The organism is Saezia sanguinis (genome assembly GCF_963921665.1).
Taxonomy (GTDB): Bacteria; Pseudomonadota; Gammaproteobacteria; order Burkholderiales; family Burkholderiaceae_C; genus Saezia; species Saezia sanguinis.
Window position 1 is genome coordinate 390542 of the sequence record NZ_CAWUGC010000001.1, and the last position, 19917, is coordinate 410458.

Below are 19917 nucleotides of genomic sequence, written 5' to 3' on the forward strand. Positions count from 1 at the left end.
TAAAAATTAAAGGTATCGTTTGAAACTTGCTGCGGTAATATTGACAGCAGTGCCAAGCAGCATGGCACCGGGTAGCAACACCAGTATCGGAGAAATGCTCCATGGCATTGCCAGATATGCCATCCATGGTAGAACGAGAAATGGAATCAAAAAAGTTCTTGCGCGGTGGTAGATAAAGCCGGATTCATATCCGGCAGTCATGCGCCGGATATCACGTTTAACCAGTCCGTCAATGAGGCCGACAATGATTGCCAGCAGCATCAGCGGCAGACTGAACATAATCACCAGTGTTCTCACCATGAATGTCAGCGTGGTGTATGCCGCAGCCAGTACATCATCCTGTATATATCCATAAGCCAGTGCCACATACTCCCTGAAACGTAGTTTGCGGGCGCTATCCATATCAGTGGGTGTTACGATGGCTTTGGCCTGTTCGGTCAGTCCTGTGCGAATAAACAGCCATTCATACGCCTGATTCAAAAGCCAGCCGACTTTTTCTACAGGCTCAGAGATCAGGATGCTTTCGGTATATGTTTGCGAAAACTGTTGCACCTCGTAATAAAACATGTTCTGTGCGTGTTTATAGCCCTGATCTTTCCAAAACAGATGCATCCCGAGGATTTCCACAAGAATGGACAGTACCAGTGAGGCACACAGAATCCCGAATACAGTCAATGGCAGACCGAGCATCTTTCCGATAAAGGTTTTGGGTTTGGCCTGCTGCGATTGAGCAGTGTCGGTGGCATCAGCCATGCTCGACTTCTTCCGTGGCCGAAAGGTCTGGCGACATGACCTGATAGATACCCGCTTCATCGGCTTGCGCTGGTGTTGCCTCTTGTCCAGTCAGATGTTTAAAATCCTCGATCAAATCGGCAGGCAGGTTTTCACTATGAAGTGACGGTAATATCTGCTGCTCCCACCAGCGTCCGCACTCGACATATTGCTCTCTCATATAGTTGGCAAGGGACTGGATATTTTTGGGAATTTCCTCCCCTGGATCGGTTGCCGGTAGCGGCATACGGATTTTCCAGAGTTGCCCTCCTTCGAGCAGTGCAAATGCCTGTCCTTTAGGCAGGCCAACGATATGCGAGGGTTCTAGCATCGGGACACTGGTTGCCGTAATGCGGTTGACGGTATTGCTGGTAAAAGAGGTGTTGCCGGTGGGATCGGATGTATCGGTTGCGCCACTCATGAGAAGTGAGCTATAGACTTCAACCTTGGGCAACTGTTTTGTAAGCAGTTCAGCCGTTGCTGTCTCCCGCACGCGCAGCATGATCAGATTATTGAAATTACCCAATACCTGACCGGCCTTGGGTCTGCTGCCGATCCTTGCTTCGATATCACTCATCGTTTGGGTATAAGCTGTAATTTGTAAACCCGCGCCGCCGCCTTTATTAATCATGGGCAGAAACTCATCGCCCATAAGTTCGTTGACCTCATCGGCATGGACATTGATTGGTACTTTGACGTGAGGGTTATTTCCAGGCAAACCATCATCCAATCCGAATTTATAGATGTGGCCAGCCACAGAGACCAGATCGGCGAACATGGAGTTGCCAACGGCAGAAGCCACCACGGTGTCGGACAAGGCATCCAGTCCGACATAAACAATGGCTCGCTGGCGAATGACCTGCATCCAGTCTATAACAGGGCGGGGATCATTAAGGTCCGAATAATTCGGAGCCAGTAACTGTGAAATTTTGCCAGTAGTCAGTTTTTCCAGTAACGGTAAAAGACTCGCAACGATTTTGTCAAAATAGGTTTTGTCGTACCGCACAGCTGATTTCAGTCCGTCGAGAATTGGGTCATAAATGCGTTCCTGTGTCAGATACTGGTCAAGGGCAACAACGCGCTTTTCCCGGCCAATCATGTTGCGAGGCATGTTCTTCTCATTGATCTTGGCTTCGATCTGTACGATGGCATCCCATGCCTTTGAGTTGCGCTGGGAAAAATAATGATGTGCGTATTCAATAAAGAGCTCGTCAATATTGATGACATGCCTTTGTATCTGGAGGTAGTCAGGGCGGTGGCCAAGTTCCACGAGTGCGCGGGCAATCACATTGATGAAGCGCCAGGCGAATTCTTTGAACGCTGCAGAATTGCCTTCACCAGAAAGCTGACCGGAAATGCGGCTGGCAACCTCAGATATACGTCCGAACCGTCCGACCGCGTTGTACCGTGCCGAGATTTCCGGCCAGCCCAGGTGAAAGATGTAAAATTCGTTTTCCCGACCGGCGCGTTTGGCTTCGATGTACATGCGGATCAGCATGTCAGCGTCGCCCTTGGGATCAATAAAAATCGTTGTCTCTGCGCGCCGGATATCCTGTGTTACGAAAAGTTCACCCAGCCGGGTTTTGCCAACGCGAGTCGTACCCAGTACCAGCGTATGCCCGACACGCTCACCCAGCGGCAGGGTGACATCGACTTCGTTGGGTTCAATGCCATGCAAGCGGGGCATACCGCCAACGGGTGGCAATGGTCTGACCAGGTTCAGTGGATTGTCCCAGCGCGTAACCTTTGTCAGCCATGCAATGTATTTCGGTGAAAACTCCAGCTTTGCCTCAAAGCGTCTGGCACCATGCCAATAGACGGGCATTTCCACGTATTTACGAAATTCCGGTTTATAAGTCTGTGCCAGGCGATGTGTGTGCTGCTGTCCCCACTGAAACCCTCGACCAATAAACAACCGCTGGTTGCTCACTGGAATTTGCTTGCTGGTCAGCGCGTATTTGGGCAGACGGCGAATATTGCGTCGGTAGCGCAGAATGATCCAGGCATCACGAAGCCGGATACCTGCAAATGTCAGCAGCAAAGCGGCAGCGGTAACGCCAAAAGCAGGGGATAGTGCCAGTGCCCAGGGTGCGGCAATACACAAAAATGCCGCACAGATACAGACCGCGACCGTGTAAAGTTCGACTGCTGGCCGCAGCAAGACTTCAATAGACTGATCCTGCGCCATAGTGTTACTGCTCGATACTGGATGATGTAATCAGTACCGGATAATGCGACAATTGCAAGCGTGCGGCCAGATCGTCACCGGGGATAGGGGAAAGTATGATTTCTGGAGCCAGTTGGCGCAGCTGAGACAGGCTGTCCATGGAATCCACATTGACCACCAGACCGAATACTCCCAATTCACGCAACATGCTACTGCGCTCTTTCAGCCATTTTCGGGACAGTTCATCATCGCCAATCAAAAAGAACGGCAACAGACCGGGCGCATTGATTCTTCGGGGGGTAACCGGCCCAGGTGTCAGGCGCTTGGAGCTTATCGGTAACACGAAGGATTCGTCCGCTCGAAAAACTTGTGCCGGTTGGTGTGAGGAAGCAGGCGCAGGTGTATCCGGGACTATGCCGATAGCGTCAAAATAATGTAAAGCAGACCTGCCACCATAGTCCCCAACAACGGTTAATGATTGGGCATTTATACAGGTTACGGACAATAACAGTAAAAGGGAAAGGCAAAAGTGTTTCATTTCAGCACGACCAGTGGTTTGGATAAAGATGATTGGCGTTGGGGTGGCTGTTGCGGTAGTAGTTGGGCATAGTGTCTTTGAATGGCTGCCCGATACCGCGCAGCGGCAGCCCCGTTGGCAGGGGAGTGATATTTACCCATCGTGATGAGCCAATCCTGACCGGGGCGGTGTTGTTCAGCCAGTATTTGCCCGGCGAGTGCCAGATTCACATAGGGATTAAGCAAATCACACGGTTTCTCGACTCTGTGAGAGTGATAACCCACATTAATCTGCCCCAGGCCCACATCGATACGTTTGGCTGATGTGGTTTTGAGGGTTGTGGTCAATCTGGAGCAGGCAGCTTCCTGTGTATCAAAGTAATATCCCTGGCCTGAGATATTGAGTGTCCAGGGCCATGGGCGATGTTTGCCATTGACGGACCTGCCACTTTCCTGCAAGGCGATGGCATAAAGTACTGTGGCAGGAATCTCGGTATGAGCAGCGGCGATCTGATAGGCAGGCGGTGGGATTTCCTGCGCTTGTGCTTTGGTATTTTGAGTACCTGTTCCAAGGCTATACAGCAATAAAAGGAAGAGAAGGGGTTTCATTGACGAACCCACATTCCTTGAACATTTTTTACTACGGCAGGCAATTCACCGCCAACACCAAGCAGTTGCCAGCGGCCTGCGTCGTGATTGAGTGTAATGCTGCCTGAGCGCACCCTGGCAGCATCAATACCCACTTTGGATGCCCAGCGGCGTACTGTGGTGTCATCTCCTTGGCTATCAATCAGGTAGACATCAAAAGACTGGCCTTTTGCCTGGAGGTGTTTGACCTGCTGGTCGCAGGGCAGGCAGTTTTCTTTCACAAAGACAGCTAGGCGTCCATCGCCAGTGATTGTGGTGATGCCATCGGACAAATCAGTGACTGGCTGTAACGTCGGATAGAGCCGCTTCCAGGCAGCATCGTAGGCGTGCTGATAGGCGAGCTCTTTTTGTACACGAGCAGCTTCGGCCTGGACCTGTTTTTCGGCATAGTAGCGGCGTTCTTCATCAGAACGTGCCTCAATACCTAATGCAGTAAGCGGATCAATACCCGGAGAATACAGGCCACGAGGACCGTTCATCAGTTCCTCGTAACGCTGCCATTCTTCAGGTATAAGTCCCCATTCCTCACCTTTGACCTGTGCTTGAGTGGCTTGGCTGTTTTGGACGGGGGTAAAATGCTGTTGGATCGGTTGCTGTGAGAGCTGCTGTGCGTGGGTCATGCTGAAAAAACACAGACCCGTGATAAGGCACAAAAGTGTTTGCCACAATGTTTTCATGGATGTTCTCCCATGGGTACAACCAGTTTGCGGATCTGGCCTTGGTTCTCAAAAGTTGCCAAGCGACCATCAAATTCCTGCAATGTCCAGCCATCTACGGTTTCACCAACACGGATTGGGCGTGCGTTTGATAGCGCAGGCGTTGCTTTGGGAACTACGCAGAGTAATCGTTCGCCACCCCTGAGCTCCGAGCCGATCAACAGGAATGATGGGGAGCTCGGGTTTTGTGGCTTGACGTTGTTTCGTGATGCTTTTGGCGGTGCAGCCTTTTCAACAGGAGGGGTTTGCTGCTTTTTAGATAACTGGATAATTTGTTCGTCGAGCTTGTCGAGTCTTTCGTGGAGTATCGAAAGATCGGGCTGATTGTTTTGCAAGCGTGATTGAATGTCTGCAAAACGCTGATCAACCAAACGGGAGAGCTCCTGTAGTTGGGAGGCAGTAATTGCCTGCTCGTCGCTGAGGTTGACGATAATGCTTTCCAGCTGCTCGATGAGATCGACTTGCCTGGCCTGCAGTGATTGGATCAATGCTGTGTTTTGTGAATCGTTAATTCCGGATTCAAGTACGGTCAACTGATCTTTGTGAATGAAATGTGCGATAGTAAGTGTAAAAAGCCAAACGACTGATACCGCGAAGAACACATAGTGCAGTTTGGAGGGTTTTTTGAGTTCGGGAAGTTGGATCATTGCACGCTCTCCGCTTTTTCGTTTTTGACCCTCAGGCTATCCAACCTTGACACAAAGCAAACCTGTCTGGCCATCTCATCGATGTTTAATTCCCAGGCAGGACCAGCCAGCACCATTAGCGCATCTCGTAATTGCATTGGCCCTAAATGGGTGTGTGCAAGCGGTAGCGGCAGCGCGTCAAATGTGTTGAGGGCATCGCACAGTTGGTAGCCTGAACGCAGCAGCACATACCGGATGGCCTGGCCAACGGTTGTTTCGGACATGCCCTGGGACAATGGCATGGTTACATCGACAACCTGTGCCATCAGATCGTGTTGTTCCTGTTCAGGCATGAGTTCTACCAGCGTATATCGTCCATAGCGGACAACCTGTACAGGGGAAGTATCCAAATGCGGACAGGTTTTATCCACTTTCGATGTTTTAGCCGGTGGGGTTGTCTGACATGCCGTGAGGAAAAGGATCAGCAGCATCGTAAAAAGGCATGCTGCCGGTTTGAAAAAAGAATGAATGCGGATCACTGTTTGCTCCCATTGAATAAAAACCATGAGTGATCTTTACAAACCAGTGAGGTTAGCAGTGAAATAAAGCAAAATAGAAATATGCTGATTTCTTTTCGAGAATGCTTTTTCTCAAAGAAAAACCCCGGCATAAGCCGGGGGTTGATGTGCTATTAGGTAGAGGATAGTTCGAAATATTCGTATAACAATGACTCTCCATCATAGCATTGTGATTGAACCAGTACTGTATTGCGAATTGGGCTTACTGGCAGTACAAGACTGACATCATCGGCTCCGCTACGCCACCCGGTCAGTACCCTGGCTTTATGGCAGGCAGTTTCATTGTCAAACCAGACAGTGTACGTGCCGTAGGTAAAATGCAGATCAGTAATCTTCTCCAGTGTCAGCTCTCGTATATGCCCGGGAAAACCTTTGCCATAGAGATCGTCCATTTTAAGACTCATTTTCAGGAGGCAATGATCCTGGTGTTCAATATTGAAGTCGCCATAATAGACCATCTGGTTTAACTCACGGTCATAGCAACCCAGCAGATCATCCCTGCTGTCAAGAAAATGTGTCTGCAAACAGTTATCAGATGTGCCAAAAGGCGGCATACTGATAATTGCCCAGCCGGTTTCACAACTGGCCTGAACAAGCTGTTCAGGTGAAGCGTAAAACAAATGCAGATTGTCGCGCTGATAACGGAGCGCATGGATATTGTTTAAACGCGGGCCTTGTGAGCCCCAGCCATCGCCTTTGAGATAAGACTGCTTTTGATCCTGATCCCAGGTTCGACCATGGAAGATGTTCATATAAAGTGACATAATGTGTTTGCTCCTTATTAAAGAAATACAGGGCAAACATCCCATCAGGGTGTTTACCCTGCGGGGAATAAAAAAGTTATGGGCTATTTCACTGAGAAATGAGCTCAAAATTGTTGTATAAAACCTCTACATCATCACGAAATACGCTGATCTGGCATTGTTTCGTACTCCAGGTACGGGTTTCAGGAAGGTATACCCTGAAATGTTTTTCAATGTCAGTTTCCCAACCCGTTTGCTGTTGGCACTTTTGAAATGCCTTGATATCGTCAAATTCCAGATAGTAAGAACCAAGATGGAATTTCAGCGCAGAGATGTTTTCAATTGTGATAACGCTGGAATTTGCACAACATTTCTGATTTGTGCAGTCTGTGAACAGGCGCATATGTAATTTCTGCCCTGCATTTTGATGGGATAGACAAAATACAGGACTGTTCACGATTTGTCTTTTGAATGAATCAATCAGAGCAATCAATTTGTGCAGCTTTTGATGATATATGAATGAGAGGTATATAAACCCGTGCCAATGATTACCTGCTCCGTTTTCGATAGGCAACCATCCGGTTTTTTCATGAGCAAGTGTTAGTGCATCGTTACATTTGAAATGAAGTGAAATATCGCCATTTTGATATTTCGTGGCACCAATGTTACAAACGGTTAGCTTCTTAGGGCTAATAAACTTTCCGGTTGTAGTTGGGTTTTGAAAAGTATGAAAAAAATCAATATTTAAAGACATGATAATCTCCTGATAATGAAAATATGGTCGCAAAAGCGATCAGTGAATGAATAAAATCTCTTTGATTTACATGGCAAATGAACACAAAGTTTTTGGTGTTTCACAACGTTGTGCGTGAAACAACCGGACTTTGTTTCGCCACTTATCCGATGCAGTTGGAACTTTGTCCAGATATGCCAAAGGACACGAATAGTAAGAAGGGTGAAATGCTTCTTCGATCTGTTGATATCCCCAATGAGCATCAACATGCTCAATCAGATTGCTTACAATGATCTTTTTTGATTGACCTGCAGCAAGGTGCCACAAGGGAGAATCATTTCTGGCTGTTACCTGATTGATTGACCAAAATAGACCGCCAACAGCGGGTGTGAAATCAAGAACACAGATATCAACATTCGCTGTCTTTTTGGGCCGTAGCAGTTCATGCACAACTTCAGTTGTGCTGGTTGCAAATAAAATCCAATTCATGAGAATAGTTCTCCATATATAAATGGCCGGAGTAACTCCCTGGCAGGGAGATATCCCTGCCGGGTGGTGAATTAATTGAAAAAAAAGCATCTGCCTGGGTGAACCAGGCCGCAACCTTAAAGATGTCGGTTGCCTGGGCAGTTGCTGACAACGTCAGCTGAACATGCTCCAATGATGGGGTGTGCTGGCTTACGGATAGAAAAAAAGCCGATTTCAGGTGAAACGGCTTTTAAGTATAAAAGTGGCTTAAATCAATGGATCATTATTTATCTGCCATCGGTTTATATATCCAGTCAAGATCAGCGTGGTACCAGCCAAGGCTGCGTGCTGCTTCAATGAAGTCTGTCGACCACTGTTTACTCGACTGATAGTCGCTTTTAGATACCAGACAATGAGAGTAGCCATAAATTTTGTTGTATATAAAAACAGCTTCATGCAATGAACTTGCTGGCATGTCCAGTTTGTATTCTTTCTTCAGCGACTGAACATGTTTAATGAAATGTGATTCATCTTCAAAAATACTTACCCCACGAGGATTTACATTCTCATCAAGCGGGTAAGAGGCAACGATAAAAGTCATGTTTTTCTCCTTTTTGGTTACTCGTAGATAAATTCCCATTTGAAAAAGAATACTCTCCGTACATCTCCATACTGATCGAAGCATCTGATGTGATGGGCTTCAAGCATGATGCCCGGATCGTGGTAAAACTCAATGTGATCACCGATAAATGTGGCTCTGAGCGATTTTTCAGCAGTAGTTGAATCACACTCTTCGCTCCAGCCAGTCAGTTCCTTTGCTGCTTTGAGGGTATCATCGCTTTCAAAATAAAAAACGATGGATGTCTGATCAAAGCGAATGCACCGGATACCTTGGATCATTGGTCCATCCACAGGTGGGTCGGATTCGACTTCATCAGACCAGCTCATTGCCCACTGTTCCTCGTCTTTGTATCCTTCGGATAAATGTAAAGTGATACTCATAAAAACTCCTTGAAATAAAAAATTGAATCTTTCGATTCAGTTGAAAAAAAGCGTACCCATCAACATTGCGCGATAACGCAATATGATCAGTACGCCGGTAAAAAAGAATTACCAGTTATAGATAATCAGTTCTTTGGCCTTCTTGACCTGGCCTGCCTGCGATCCGCCGACTGTGTAGTCGATCTGAACGGACTCGTTTCTGAACGCTGAAAACAGGTCACAAATTTCTGGATGATGATTGATGCTGAGGATGCATTTGCCCTGGATGGTTTGCATCGCTTCTTTCAAAGCGACATACTCGTCCCACGGAAAAGCAACCCCATATCCTTCCACTTGCCAATAAGGAGGGTCAAGATAAAAAAACGTATGAGGACGGTCATACTTCTTGATGCAGGTTTTCCAATCCAGATGCTCGATATAGGTTCCTTGCAATCGCAAGTGCGCTAAACTCAGGGATTCCTCAATCCGCAGCAGATTGATTGGAGCTCGGTCTGTTGTTGCAGTACCAAAATTCTGGCTGGATACCTTGGCTCCGAAGGCATGCTTTTGCAGATAATAAAAACGCACCGCCCGTTCAATATCGGTCAACGATTCGACATTGGCGTCTTGAAGCCAATGAAACAACTGGCGACTGCTGAGCATCCACCGAAACGATTTAACGAACTCCTCAAGGTGGCGTTGCACAACCCGATACAGATTGATCAACTCACCGTTGATGTCATTGATAACTTCCGTCTTTGACGGTTCCTTGAGCATATAAATTGCAGCTCCTCCGGCGAATACCTCGACATAGCATCTATGTTGTGGTATCCGCTGGAGCAAGATGTTGGATAAACGGCGTTTGCCACCGATCCACGGAACAATGGGTTTGGTCATGTTTAAACTTCTCCGATAACAAAGAAGTTACTTTCCATGATTACTTCCTCAACTGAGATAAAAAAAGCGATCCTACTTCTGACGCTTTTTTCTGACGGAATCCTGACCGGCGTTATAAGCATCCGTCAGTGCGCTTTGAATGCTCCATACGGCGACGTCATAGAAATCCAGACTGTCAAGACCACGGGATTTCAGTGTTTCAACACGAAAATATTTTTTTGCAATTCCCAGAATCGTTTCTTCCCTATCAAGGTTAACGCTACTTTGTTTTGATGATTGACTCATGGTTGATCCTTTAAAAAACGGGATTGGCTCTGATGATCAGAACCAATCCCATGGATTACAAAAAATGATGGATTGTGCGATCAATCATTTTCAGTTGCGATGGCGATTCGATGAATTACCACTGCTGTTTCTGGAAGAAGAACGTGAAGTCTGTGCTCTAGATGAACGGCGAGATGGTTGCTCCCGACGAGGTTCTTGGGGCTCTTCCTCGTAGTTCTGATTATCAGCACGACCATGGCCGGAGTTGTTATCATTTCTCCTGTTGTCACTGTACTGAGGAATAGAAAGGCGCTGATCATCTTCACGGTCTTCAGGACGGACCTTGTAGATTTCATCCTTATCAACACGAATCCAGTCGATATACATCAGATTGGATTGGAAGCTGACATCGGTCTGGCCTGTGCGATCACCTTTTTGGTGTTGAAAAATGCTTGGCGTCATGCCACGCATCAAAACACCCATCAGGATTTCACGTTTCTCGTCTACGTCCTGCTCAAGATCCCAAAGCAGGTTTTGCGCCTCTTCACCAATGACGTAACAACTGAAACGGTGATAGAAGCGACCTTTGCTGGTGTTTTCAAGAACCTTGAAGTCACACACCATAAAGGGGCTATCACCTGTCTTGATGATTTTAAAATCTTGCAGATAAGCCATTGCGGCAATACCAGCGGTGACCCAATTATTCCGCCTTTTAGGCTGGTTGGATGAATTTGAATTGTTTCCTCTGTTCATAATATATATCTCCAATGATTGACAGCGGAGATACTTCACCCTTGCGGGAGAGAGTTATCTCCCGCAAGGGTTAAAGAAGGTCATATGACCGTAGAAATAAAAATGACATCCTTCATCATTTCAGATGATCGTCCGCGTGTCGGATGCTGAGAACGGACTGGATGGATCAATGCAGATAAACATCTGTATCGCAGCCCTAATGATCCTGGCTGCCTGGGCATGTTGCCGACTCAGCGGCGTTACATGTTTTTCATTGTTATTTAAAAACTTTGACTTATCCACTTGAAAGCGATATGGGCAAGAGCAGATTTCCATAAAAAACCTCCCGGTTTGGCCGGGAGGTTTAAGTTATCCATTCAATGATATAACTAACAGGTCATACTGTTATTAATCATCTGGAAAATCAATTACAGGATGTAACCAGCCCAACCTTTGAGCGGCAGCAGTAAATGCATCCGTCCAATTATTAATACGCTGGTATTGCTGCCAGTAGACGATGCAAAAGCGAACACGCATAGATTTGAACAGGATCGCTAGTGCTTCTTTGTTGTCTTTGGGACGCTCTCTCAATTGCGTTTTTTCTGCACTACTTTTTTCGACGAAATAATAAAATTCAGTTTCATTGATGAATTCGTATGCATGTGCATGCTCATTTTCCACCTCTGGGTAGGTGGTAACAATAAACCCGTGATTCATGTTAGACATAAAATATCTCCAATATAAAAAATTAGAACCTCCTATAAAACCAGGAGGTTTTCTGATTAAAAATGTGATGAAATTAAAGATTTAATCTGTCATTTGATTTCTCCTATAGATAAAGAGAAACCATCTCCCCAATAGGAAATGATTTCCCATTGGGTTAAACAAAAAACTCAGTTATGCAGCGCTTCTGTGCAAAAAGCGGTCCAAAACATCATCGACAAGCATTCCGAGTTTTTCAGAAGCCTTGTTGATGTCACGAGCTTCAAAAAGCGTTAAAACTTCAAAGAAGCGAGTGGTCGTTTCATGGATAAACTTCGTGTGATTGATGTCCTCAGGATCATAAACACTGAGGAAGTAACCACGTCTGCGCATCTCTTCAAGCAAGATGTCGTTTTTGATATTACGCAAATCGAGACTGACATTGGCAGGAAGAACAATTTTCATGTGTTCCCCGGCCTCTTCGCTCAACTGAGTTTCGATTAATAAGATGGGTGAGCTATTATTCATGGTCGCAGTATCTTTCTTTGATATGGCAGATCGCTCATATCCGGTAGGATTAGAGCAATCCAGCCGGATTAATGAATTTTTGATGATTTAAAGAAAAGACATGACACGTGTCAAAATGGCTTTGACCAGTTTGATACCTTCGGGTCGGTTTTCTTCGGTCTTGAAAAGGTCAACAATGGGCAACACGCATTCTGCTGCTGTTTGAATATATTCCGGATCATCGGGTTTTGGGCTATCAGCAATAACCTGATAGCCCCGGTTTCTGATTTCCTCAATGAGCGGTTCATCATCAAGTTTATTAAAAAATTCGCCAACGTCTATATAAACGTCTACGTTCATTTCAATTGAATCCATGAAATCTCCTAAAAATTAATGGAGCGCAGCACCTATCGGGGCTTTGCCCCAAAGGGTTAAAAAATTGTTTGATAGAAAATGATCAATCAACTTGCTGCTGATCGCAGTCCTGATGATCTCGACTGCCTGGGAGTGTTGCCAACCACGGTCAGCACAACTGGCTCCATCTTCATGTAATTGAGTCTGGATTTGGAGCAATAAGCAAAATGCAGCGGTGCAGTTTTCAGGAACAGAAAAAGCCCTTCAAAAGAAGGGCTTGGTGATATGTTTGTATTACACCTCATCTATCCAGGCGATCCATACATCCTCCTGGTAAGCAAGTATCTTTTGCCTGATTTTTCCTTGATCAAGATAAGAAACAGAAAGTTGTTTTTCTCAGTGTTGTATTTAATTTTTAAAACTTCGGCAAAGGAGCCTGGGAGTGCTTCAAAAAAAGTGCCTGCTGTCAAATTGATGGCCATAGTCAAGGATTTGTTGAGAAGGTAAGATCTACCGTCTTGCTCAAATTCCGAGGTATGGTGGGTATATTTAGCGATGGATTTAATATCATTGATATTGATCATTTAAATTCTTCTGTTAGGTTAAAGATTAAAAATATTGTGAAAAATGGCTCCCAAAAAGGAGCCATGGATTAGTAAGCAGCCAAACACTGTCAAGTGGAGTGCAGAAGTGCATTACAGACTTATGTTTGATGGCTTTTATTGCCGTTGCTTTTTTCATCAGCTTGTAAAAGGTCTGCCAGACTCTTTTGAATAAGCGTGCGATTTTCCGAGTTGTGAATGCCGCGCAAAATACCCTGGATTTCGTTAAAGAGTTTCTGTGCTGCGCTTTCCGGCTTGTTTTGACAAACGGCTGTGTGCAGGCATGTACCAAGATCTACCACCTGTTGTGTGTCAAATTCACAAGTGAGTTCGTGGCTGATGAATTTACCCATGCCATTGAATTCACCAGCCCGAACTTTGTCGCTGAACCAGTATTCATGATATTGGATACTTTCAATGTTGTGGCCGTCATCAAAAAGTGAAGCAAGCCTGAATAAAATATCGAGTTCTGGTGTACCGCTGAACGAATAGGTTTTAAGTTTTTGCACACCTGGGTCGTTGTCGGTTTTATTAAAATGCCTGGTAAGGGATGTCAGAAAGCCGCTAGTTGAGTTATCAGTGTTTTGTGACATATCCACATGACGATCCTCAGCTAACGCTTTTAAACCTGCCAGAACCTCATCCCAATCCGGCAGATGCTCATCGGAAATAAATGTGATGCAAGCAGCACTTTCCGACTCATCAAAAGGGCCGATCCTGTATGTTTTGAAGAGTGCATTGATAACCGGCGTAACTTTATTTAGAACAATAACGCCATGTCCTGTGATGTAATAATTTGCCATATTAGCTCCTAAAATGAGTGCTGACTCACCAGCCCTTGCGGATTGGTGCTTTTGCAGTGATTGATAAAAAATGAGCAACCCGAATGTTTCGGACCGCAGCCTTAAAGGTCTTGGCTGCCTGGGATGTCGCTGGTCAACAACCAGCAGAGCATGGTTGTATTTTTATGAATGTTGCTGGTGTATAGGCCATAAAAGCAGAATCAATTCTTAATGCATTGATAAAATATGCCGTTATCGTTATAGTAGTGACAGTGATTTTGGCTGCGGCAGATATCAGTACCGGGACGAAAAAAAGCCGGGGAAACCCGGCTTTGAACAATTAACCACACATGGACCGTTTGATGGAATCGCTCGTCGGTAGAACCTATCCTCATTCAGCTCTCATCAGGCTTTTATCGTGGTTTAAGCCTGTAACTGCAGGCGGGCATCCGCTCACAAATGGAACCCGATTGTTTCGCCAGCGGGTACTGGCCCTGATTACTTGCAACCCTGACGGGTTTCCGGGTACCTCACTGGACAGTAAAGCACCAGGAAACCCGTCAAGGGCGCACAATTAAAAAATAAATGCTTTTCAGCAGTGAATTAAAATCCTTCCTGCTGCCATGTTGGTATAGGCAGTCGCGCACCAATGCGGAGGGTGGAGGTGCGCTGGCATGTCCCCAATGGGGGGCAAAATCTTATGAGTCAGTAGTTTTTGGGAAACGACTCGGACTCTTTTGACGCTTGCCTGATTTTTGACCATTAATGGGCATTGAGCCAGAACAATTAGGATATTGCGTGCATGAGTAAAAATCGCCGTTCCTGCCTTTTCTCCTGCGCATCGCGGATTTGCACAACGGGCAGGCTGGACTATCGGGCAGTTTGATTGACAGGCTGGAGGCAGCATATTGTTTGACCAGTTGGTCAATCCATGCGCTTTGTTTGGCAATGAAGGCTTCTGAGGTCATCTGGCCTTGTTCGATGCTGCCAAGCGCTTGTTCCCACACGGCAGTCAGACCGGGATCGGCAATGGCTTGAGGGATCGCATCAATCAATGTAAATGCCGCATCCGAGGCCCGTACAGAGCGTCCCTTGGCGACCAAATAGCCTCGGGCCAGCAGACCCTTGATGATGCCTGCACGCGTGGCTTCTGTGCCGATTCCGGTAGTTTCTTTCAGTATTTGCTTCAAACGCGGATCACTCACGTACTTCGCTACACCTTTCATTGCCTTAACCAGTTCTCCTTGCGTGAAAGGCTTGGGCGGCATGGTTTTGAGCGACTTGAGTTCAGTGTCGGTGACTGTGCATTGCATGCCATCCGACAATGGCGGTAATATCTGGGATGCTGGAGAGTGTTCTTCATTGTCCTGATCTACCAAAACGCTACGCCAGCCCATGATTACAATCTGTTTGCCGCTGGCACGTAAAGAATGTTGCGCACAATCAAATTCAGCAACAGTGTGGTCATATTCATGGTTTGGTAGAAACTGCGCCAGGTAATAAGTGCGAATCAGTTTGTAGACAGCCAGTTCTTTGTCATTCATCGCCGACAGGTTGACCGGTTCCATTGTCGGAATAATACCATGGTGCGCTGTGATCTTCTCATCGTTCCATGCGCGGGAGCGCAGTGACAGATCCAGCTTGTCCAGAAGCGGCTGAATGGATGGGTCGGTTCTGGATATGGCCTGCATGACAGCAGGCACCTCGGCAAGCATGGATTGCGGCAGATAGCCACAGTCGGTACGTGGATAGGTGGTGACTTTATATTTTTCATACAGAGCCTGGGCAATATCGAGCGTCTCCTGCACATCCAGTCCGAGTTGTCTCGAGCAGATTTCCTGCAGTGTACCAAGGTCAAACAGCAGTGGTGGACCTTCACGCAACCGTTCGGTTTGCACCTTCTTTACAACAGCATGCGAAGCAGATTTGATGGTATGGTGGGCTGCCTGTGCAACGGTCTGCTGGATACATCGGCCTGCATCATCCGTCGAATCAGCCGGAGCGATCCACTGTGCGGTGAAACGCTGGTTATTGGCTGACAGTTTGGCTTCAATGCTCCAGAATGGAACCGGTACGAAATTGCTGATCTCGCGGTCGCGCCGAACGACTAAAGCCAGGGTCGGAGTCTGCACGCGACCCACTGATAATACACCATGATAACCAGCATTTTTGCCAAGCAGCGTAAACAGACGGCTCAGATTCATGCCGATCAACCAGTCAGCTCTGGAGCGGGTGAGAGCAGCGTGGTACAGTGGTAACGTTTCTTCTGCAGACTTTAATTGTCCAAGTGCCTTACGGATCGACGCATCATTAAGTGCCGACAGCCACAGGCGCTTTATGGGGCCACGGTAGCCACAGAAGTCGACAATTTCACGCCCGATCATTTCCCCCTCGCGATCAGCGTCGGTTGCAATCACCAGTTCCGTGGTTTTTTGTAGCAATTTTTTGATGACATGAAACTGTTTGGAAACAGCAGGCTTGACTTCAACCTTCCATGTAGCAGGAAGGATGGGCAAATGTTCCAGTGCCCATTTTTTGAATGCCGGATCGTAGGATTCGGGTGGTGCTGTTTCAAGCAGGTGTCCAATACACCAGGTGACCGTAACGCCATGACCAGCAATGAACCCCTCACCCCGTTGAGTGGCACCGATGACTTTTGCAATATCTTTGCCTTGAGAGGGTTTTTCACATAAAAATAAACGCACTGGCTTTTCCTTATCGAGTTCGCTAAAACCCAAGGATCGCAGTGTGTTCAATTAGATAGCGAAATTAACCGAAATGAGCACAAGCAGTTTTCGGTATGGCTGCTTGTGCTTAGGCAATTAGCTTTATGCGTTGTGACCTGTGTCAACAATGAGTGTGTATTGTGCCGGGAGGCATGGATCGTTGCTGTGCGAGAGCAATTGGTTGAGAGCTTGTTGTTTATGCAGGATTTACTTAGACGTCCCTTAATGAGTGAACTTGTATTACTATGCTGGTACGGAGCCTTCCCAAGTAGACATGATCGTGTTCTCCAATAGCTCGATTTCAGTTTGGACACGAGTGTGATTAATTTTGCTGGCGTTAAATACGTTGGAAAGTATGCGATTGAATTGCCTCGAATTTCTCTCCTTTAAAAGTTGATTAAGGCGTTCTTGTTTGTCTATATAGAATGGGAAGTTGTAGCTCGTAGCTGATGCAGATAAAAAAGGCTCGCCACCATTGAGAAACATTGCATGGGGCAAGCACTGGCCAGCAACATAGGCTGCTGCAGTGTCATCAGTGACAAAAATGGAATGCTGTTGGAACCCGTTCACTGGCAGTGTTGGCAAATAGTTTTGCACCATCCAACAATGAAAGATATCCCAGGCAGCACCCCACGCTGCATCGAGTGGTGTCTTGCCTTCTCGCAAACTCAGAAGTTTATCAGCTTCTTTGGTCCCGCCGAACAAAGCGAACGCTGCTTGTGAAATCAGGGCTATATGACACTCCATGTTTTCGCACCAATCGAAAAATTCGATGAAATGTTTTACTGCACGATCTTTTAAGAACCCTCGTGAGCGAATCTCAAAGATCTTCAAAAAACAACAGTACGCATAACACAGTATTGGAAATAATACTGATAAAGACTTGTCAGTCATCTCCAACTCGTCAGCAATTCGAGTAGATGCCTTACAGCCCAATGCCAGCGATTCTTCACTTTGTGTCAATGCACGTGCAACATTCGATGCAATGCTTGAGAGCTTGATTGTATTGAGTTGATCGCTGCCGCGGGATGATGCCAATTCTAGGCAACCAAAGTACGGAACGACACTCACTTTGGTCAACTCGACTGCCAACAAGAATTGACGGGATATAGATTCCTTGATAGGGTCTTTTTGACCTCGTGCGTAGTTGGAAAGGCTCAGGCAAATATTTGCATCTAAAACCAGAGTGGTATCAATGCCTTGCTTTGCATTGGAATGAATGAAATCTGGGCTAGGAAAACTGCATTCACCTTTGCGGTCAAAGTAGGAAAATGGTTTTGCGATAAAAATAAGATTATTATTGTTGCTCATGTTTTTTCAGTTTCATTGAGCGACGCGCATGCGCGTCGCTACCAATCCATCACCTCCAGTTTTGCAACGACTTGACAGCGGCATCCGTCTTCTTCAGAAGCATCCGTAACGGTGGGCAATCAGGATAGTGTTCACTCAAGATTTTCCTCACCTGCGCAAGACTTTCCATATGCTGCTTACGCTTGGTTTCAGTCAGTGAACGTGAGAATGTCGAGCCAGAATCGCGATAGTACAACTCGAAAAACTGTTCGTTCGGCAGTTCAGCAGGACTGTATTCCCGCTGTATCCATTCGTCGAGTTCACTTCGAATTGCATCTACACGGTTGTAGACTCCCTTGCGATGATAGGTGTCCAACAATACAGATTTCAGCAGTCGACCAACTTCTGCGTGCATCTCGATTGACATACGAGCCTTTGGACGGTGCTGCGGGCCGACAAAAGCTCGCACATAACCGACCGAATTGCGCTCACTATTCGATCTTCTTGGCGTTTTGGGTTCATTCTTTGCAACTACAGCTTTCGCGAGGGTGCCGGGGCTCACATAGAGTGGAAGCATAGGTGCGGATTCGCCGCTCCATGTACTTTCCACTATGGGCGTAGGTAATTTATCCAGCGCGGCAGCGATGGGTTGCAGCGGAATTCCCTTTATGCTGTCAGCAATCAGATAAAGACGTGAGCCGATATCTGGTGCGTACATACCAGCCCATTTGGGCTTAACAATGACGAAACCATGTTGCTGAGCCCATTGTTCACGTTTAATAATCCTGCTATTGGCGGCTTTTTCATAAGGCTCATCCGCGAACAGATAGCGCTTCGTCTCGCGGTCATACCAGATACTGTAGTGATCACAACCAGGGATGGCGTTGATCGAACGGCCTTTGGGATAAGCGCGGCTATGGCTTTTAGATGGACGCAGTTTTGTTGCATCCATAAATTGCATGGTACGCGCAGCGGAGCACACCGAGCGACGGGCTTCAGTTTGCGTACTGTGTACATATTGGCGTGCAAGATGGTCTGGCCCCTCTGCGAGGAAATTTTTCAATGCGCGATGGTTCTGGAGCTGATGAGGCGTTATCAAATCACTCCATGGAGCGGACAGCCAGATAGCCAGCGTCTCACGACCACTTTCCTCACGGTCCTTCCAATAAGCGGTCAAAAATATGCAGTGGCCAAAAGGAGGATGTTTAGTTTTAGGTTCTGTGCGCAGTTCATTTTTCGCATGGCGAAAATTCTGGAATCCAGCTGCCTGTGCAGCGAGATCTAAAGCTAAGGTGTGTTGGATATTCCGCTCGACTTTGAGCGATCTGGCTAGGCGTTTAATGCCGTCCAAGGTAGACGGTTTAATGACTTTAGTCAACATGACTGTTCTCCTTGTTCATGACGAAACGTCACCCGTCTACCGCTTCTCGAACTAGAACATGACATGTGCGAAAAGAGAAAGTTTGAATTAGCAGTGCTGTCAACAGCTTTGCAATGACGGGTAGCAGGCTTCTGCTAGAAGCACCTTTTATGAGTATACCATAAATTTTTGATGATCAGATAGAACTGAATGTATTGCCAACGATGGTTGTAGCCACTGCAACATGGAGTGATAATAAAATAAAAAAGCGGATGTACTAATGACACATCCGCTTGTGCTGGCAGTGAATTGCCGGTTATGGTGGATTATTCTTCCACTGGTGGTTCAGGCAGGTTTTCACCTCCTTTAGGTTCGATGGCTATACTCAGTACGCGATGCGGCAGGATGCCGATATTGCGGGCTTCGACCTTAAAGGTGACTTGTTTTTCGCCTTCAGCGTTTTCCCATTCCTGGCAAATCATTCGCCCGTGTACAATCACGCGCATGCCTTTCTGATACAGATCGGCCCAATGCTCAGCATTGGCATGCCAGATTTCCACAGGCGCCCAAAAGCCTCCCCGATCCTGATATTCATCCTTGCCTTTCACAGGAACAGGGTTGTCGAAGCGGACATTGAGTTTCAACAACCGACGTGGCTCATCATTGCCATTCGGGAATTCGTGAAACTGCGGCTCGGAACCGATATTACCTTCGCCAATAAAAAGAGTACTCATAGTTGGTTTCCTCATAGTTT

24 protein-coding genes are annotated in these 19917 nt (G+C 46.6%); all 24 read right to left on the reverse strand.

The window, feature by feature from the left end; all coding sequences use genetic code 11:
- Nucleotides 1-6: 6 nt before the first annotated feature.
- Nucleotides 7-753: a TIGR03747 family integrating conjugative element membrane protein gene (locus tag AACY98_RS01760; protein WP_339800775.1), complete on the reverse strand. Its 747-nt coding sequence runs from the start codon at nt 751-753 to the stop codon at nt 7-9.
- Nucleotides 746-2959 (reverse strand): type IV conjugative transfer system coupling protein TraD, encoded by a 2214-nt coding sequence (gene traD, locus AACY98_RS01765; protein ID WP_339800778.1) that lies wholly within the window; start codon nt 2957-2959, stop codon nt 746-748. Before traD ends, AACY98_RS01760 begins: the two co-directional genes overlap by 8 nt.
- A gap of 4 nt (nt 2960-2963) precedes the next feature.
- On the reverse strand, nt 2964-3476 hold the full coding sequence (locus AACY98_RS01770) for an integrating conjugative element protein (RefSeq protein WP_339800781.1): 513 nt from the start codon (nt 3474-3476) through the stop codon (nt 2964-2966).
- Nucleotides 3473-4063 (reverse strand): lytic transglycosylase domain-containing protein, encoded by a 591-nt coding sequence (locus tag AACY98_RS01775; RefSeq protein ID WP_339800784.1) that lies wholly within the window; start codon nt 4061-4063, stop codon nt 3473-3475. The genes AACY98_RS01770 and AACY98_RS01775 overlap by 4 nt, the downstream gene beginning before the upstream one ends.
- Nucleotides 4060-4722, reverse strand: coding sequence for a TIGR03759 family integrating conjugative element protein (locus tag AACY98_RS01780; protein WP_423817507.1), 663 nt, complete (start codon nt 4720-4722; stop codon nt 4060-4062). The genes AACY98_RS01775 and AACY98_RS01780 overlap by 4 nt, the downstream gene beginning before the upstream one ends.
- A 53-nt stretch (nt 4723-4775) precedes the next feature.
- Nucleotides 4776-5465, reverse strand: a complete 690-nt coding sequence (locus AACY98_RS01785) for a hypothetical protein (protein ID WP_339800790.1) — start codon at nt 5463-5465, stop codon at nt 4776-4778.
- Nucleotides 5462-6010 (reverse strand): PilL N-terminal domain-containing protein, encoded by a 549-nt coding sequence (locus tag AACY98_RS01790; protein WP_339800793.1) that lies wholly within the window; start codon nt 6008-6010, stop codon nt 5462-5464. Before AACY98_RS01790 ends, AACY98_RS01785 begins: the two co-directional genes overlap by 4 nt.
- A 125-nt stretch (nt 6011-6135) precedes the next feature.
- On the reverse strand, nt 6136-6786 hold the full coding sequence (locus tag AACY98_RS01795) for a hypothetical protein (protein ID WP_339800795.1): 651 nt from the start codon (nt 6784-6786) through the stop codon (nt 6136-6138).
- A gap of 88 nt (nt 6787-6874) precedes the next feature.
- Entirely contained in the window at nt 6875-7519 is a 645-nt protein-coding gene (locus tag AACY98_RS01800) for a hypothetical protein (protein ID WP_339800798.1), read from the reverse strand.
- A 66-nt stretch (nt 7520-7585) separates the two neighbouring features.
- Nucleotides 7586-7987 carry a hypothetical protein gene (locus AACY98_RS01805; RefSeq protein ID WP_339800799.1) on the reverse strand — a complete coding sequence of 134 codons (402 nt, stop codon included), beginning with the start codon at nt 7985-7987 and terminating at the stop codon, nt 7586-7588.
- Between the two features lie 262 nt (nt 7988-8249).
- Nucleotides 8250-8567, reverse strand: coding sequence for a hypothetical protein (locus tag AACY98_RS01810; protein WP_339800800.1), 318 nt, complete (start codon nt 8565-8567; stop codon nt 8250-8252).
- Nucleotides 8568-8584: 17 nt separating this feature from the next.
- The gene (locus AACY98_RS01815; RefSeq protein WP_339800801.1) at nt 8585-8968 is read right to left on the reverse strand and encodes a hypothetical protein; all 384 of its coding nucleotides are present in this window, start codon (nt 8966-8968) and stop codon (nt 8585-8587) included.
- Nucleotides 8969-9076: 108 nt separating this feature from the next.
- Nucleotides 9077-9844 carry a DNA adenine methylase gene (locus AACY98_RS01820; RefSeq protein ID WP_339800803.1) on the reverse strand — a complete coding sequence of 256 codons (768 nt, stop codon included), beginning with the start codon at nt 9842-9844 and terminating at the stop codon, nt 9077-9079.
- Nucleotides 9845-9916: 72 nt separating this feature from the next.
- Entirely contained in the window at nt 9917-10129 is a 213-nt protein-coding gene (locus AACY98_RS01825; RefSeq protein ID WP_339800804.1) for a DUF6900 domain-containing protein, read from the reverse strand.
- 90 nt (nt 10130-10219) lie between these two features.
- Entirely contained in the window at nt 10220-10861 is a 642-nt protein-coding gene (locus AACY98_RS01830; protein ID WP_339800806.1) for a DUF3577 domain-containing protein, read from the reverse strand.
- A gap of 387 nt (nt 10862-11248) precedes the next feature.
- Nucleotides 11249-11566 carry a hypothetical protein gene (locus tag AACY98_RS01835; protein WP_339800808.1) on the reverse strand — a complete coding sequence of 106 codons (318 nt, stop codon included), beginning with the start codon at nt 11564-11566 and terminating at the stop codon, nt 11249-11251.
- Nucleotides 11567-11737: 171 nt separating this feature from the next.
- The gene (locus tag AACY98_RS01840) at nt 11738-12070 is read right to left on the reverse strand and encodes a hypothetical protein (protein WP_339800810.1); all 333 of its coding nucleotides are present in this window, start codon (nt 12068-12070) and stop codon (nt 11738-11740) included.
- 87 nt (nt 12071-12157) lie between these two features.
- Entirely contained in the window at nt 12158-12424 is a 267-nt protein-coding gene (locus AACY98_RS01845; protein WP_339800812.1) for a hypothetical protein, read from the reverse strand.
- A gap of 284 nt (nt 12425-12708) precedes the next feature.
- Nucleotides 12709-12987: a hypothetical protein gene (locus tag AACY98_RS01850; protein WP_339800813.1), complete on the reverse strand. Its 279-nt coding sequence runs from the start codon at nt 12985-12987 to the stop codon at nt 12709-12711.
- A 119-nt stretch (nt 12988-13106) separates the two neighbouring features.
- Entirely contained in the window at nt 13107-13808 is a 702-nt protein-coding gene (locus AACY98_RS01855) for a hypothetical protein (RefSeq protein WP_339800814.1), read from the reverse strand.
- A 677-nt stretch (nt 13809-14485) separates the two neighbouring features.
- Nucleotides 14486-16492, reverse strand: coding sequence for a DNA topoisomerase III (locus tag AACY98_RS01860; protein WP_339800816.1), 2007 nt, complete (start codon nt 16490-16492; stop codon nt 14486-14488).
- A gap of 264 nt (nt 16493-16756) precedes the next feature.
- Nucleotides 16757-17824, reverse strand: a complete 1068-nt coding sequence (locus AACY98_RS01865; protein WP_339800818.1) for a hypothetical protein — start codon at nt 17822-17824, stop codon at nt 16757-16759.
- Between the two features lie 49 nt (nt 17825-17873).
- Entirely contained in the window at nt 17874-19184 is a 1311-nt protein-coding gene (locus tag AACY98_RS01870) for a DUF5623 domain-containing protein (RefSeq protein WP_339800821.1), read from the reverse strand.
- Nucleotides 19185-19489: 305 nt separating this feature from the next.
- The gene (locus tag AACY98_RS01875) at nt 19490-19897 is read right to left on the reverse strand and encodes a single-stranded DNA-binding protein (RefSeq protein ID WP_339800824.1); all 408 of its coding nucleotides are present in this window, start codon (nt 19895-19897) and stop codon (nt 19490-19492) included.
- Nucleotides 19898-19917: the final 20 nt, after the last annotated feature.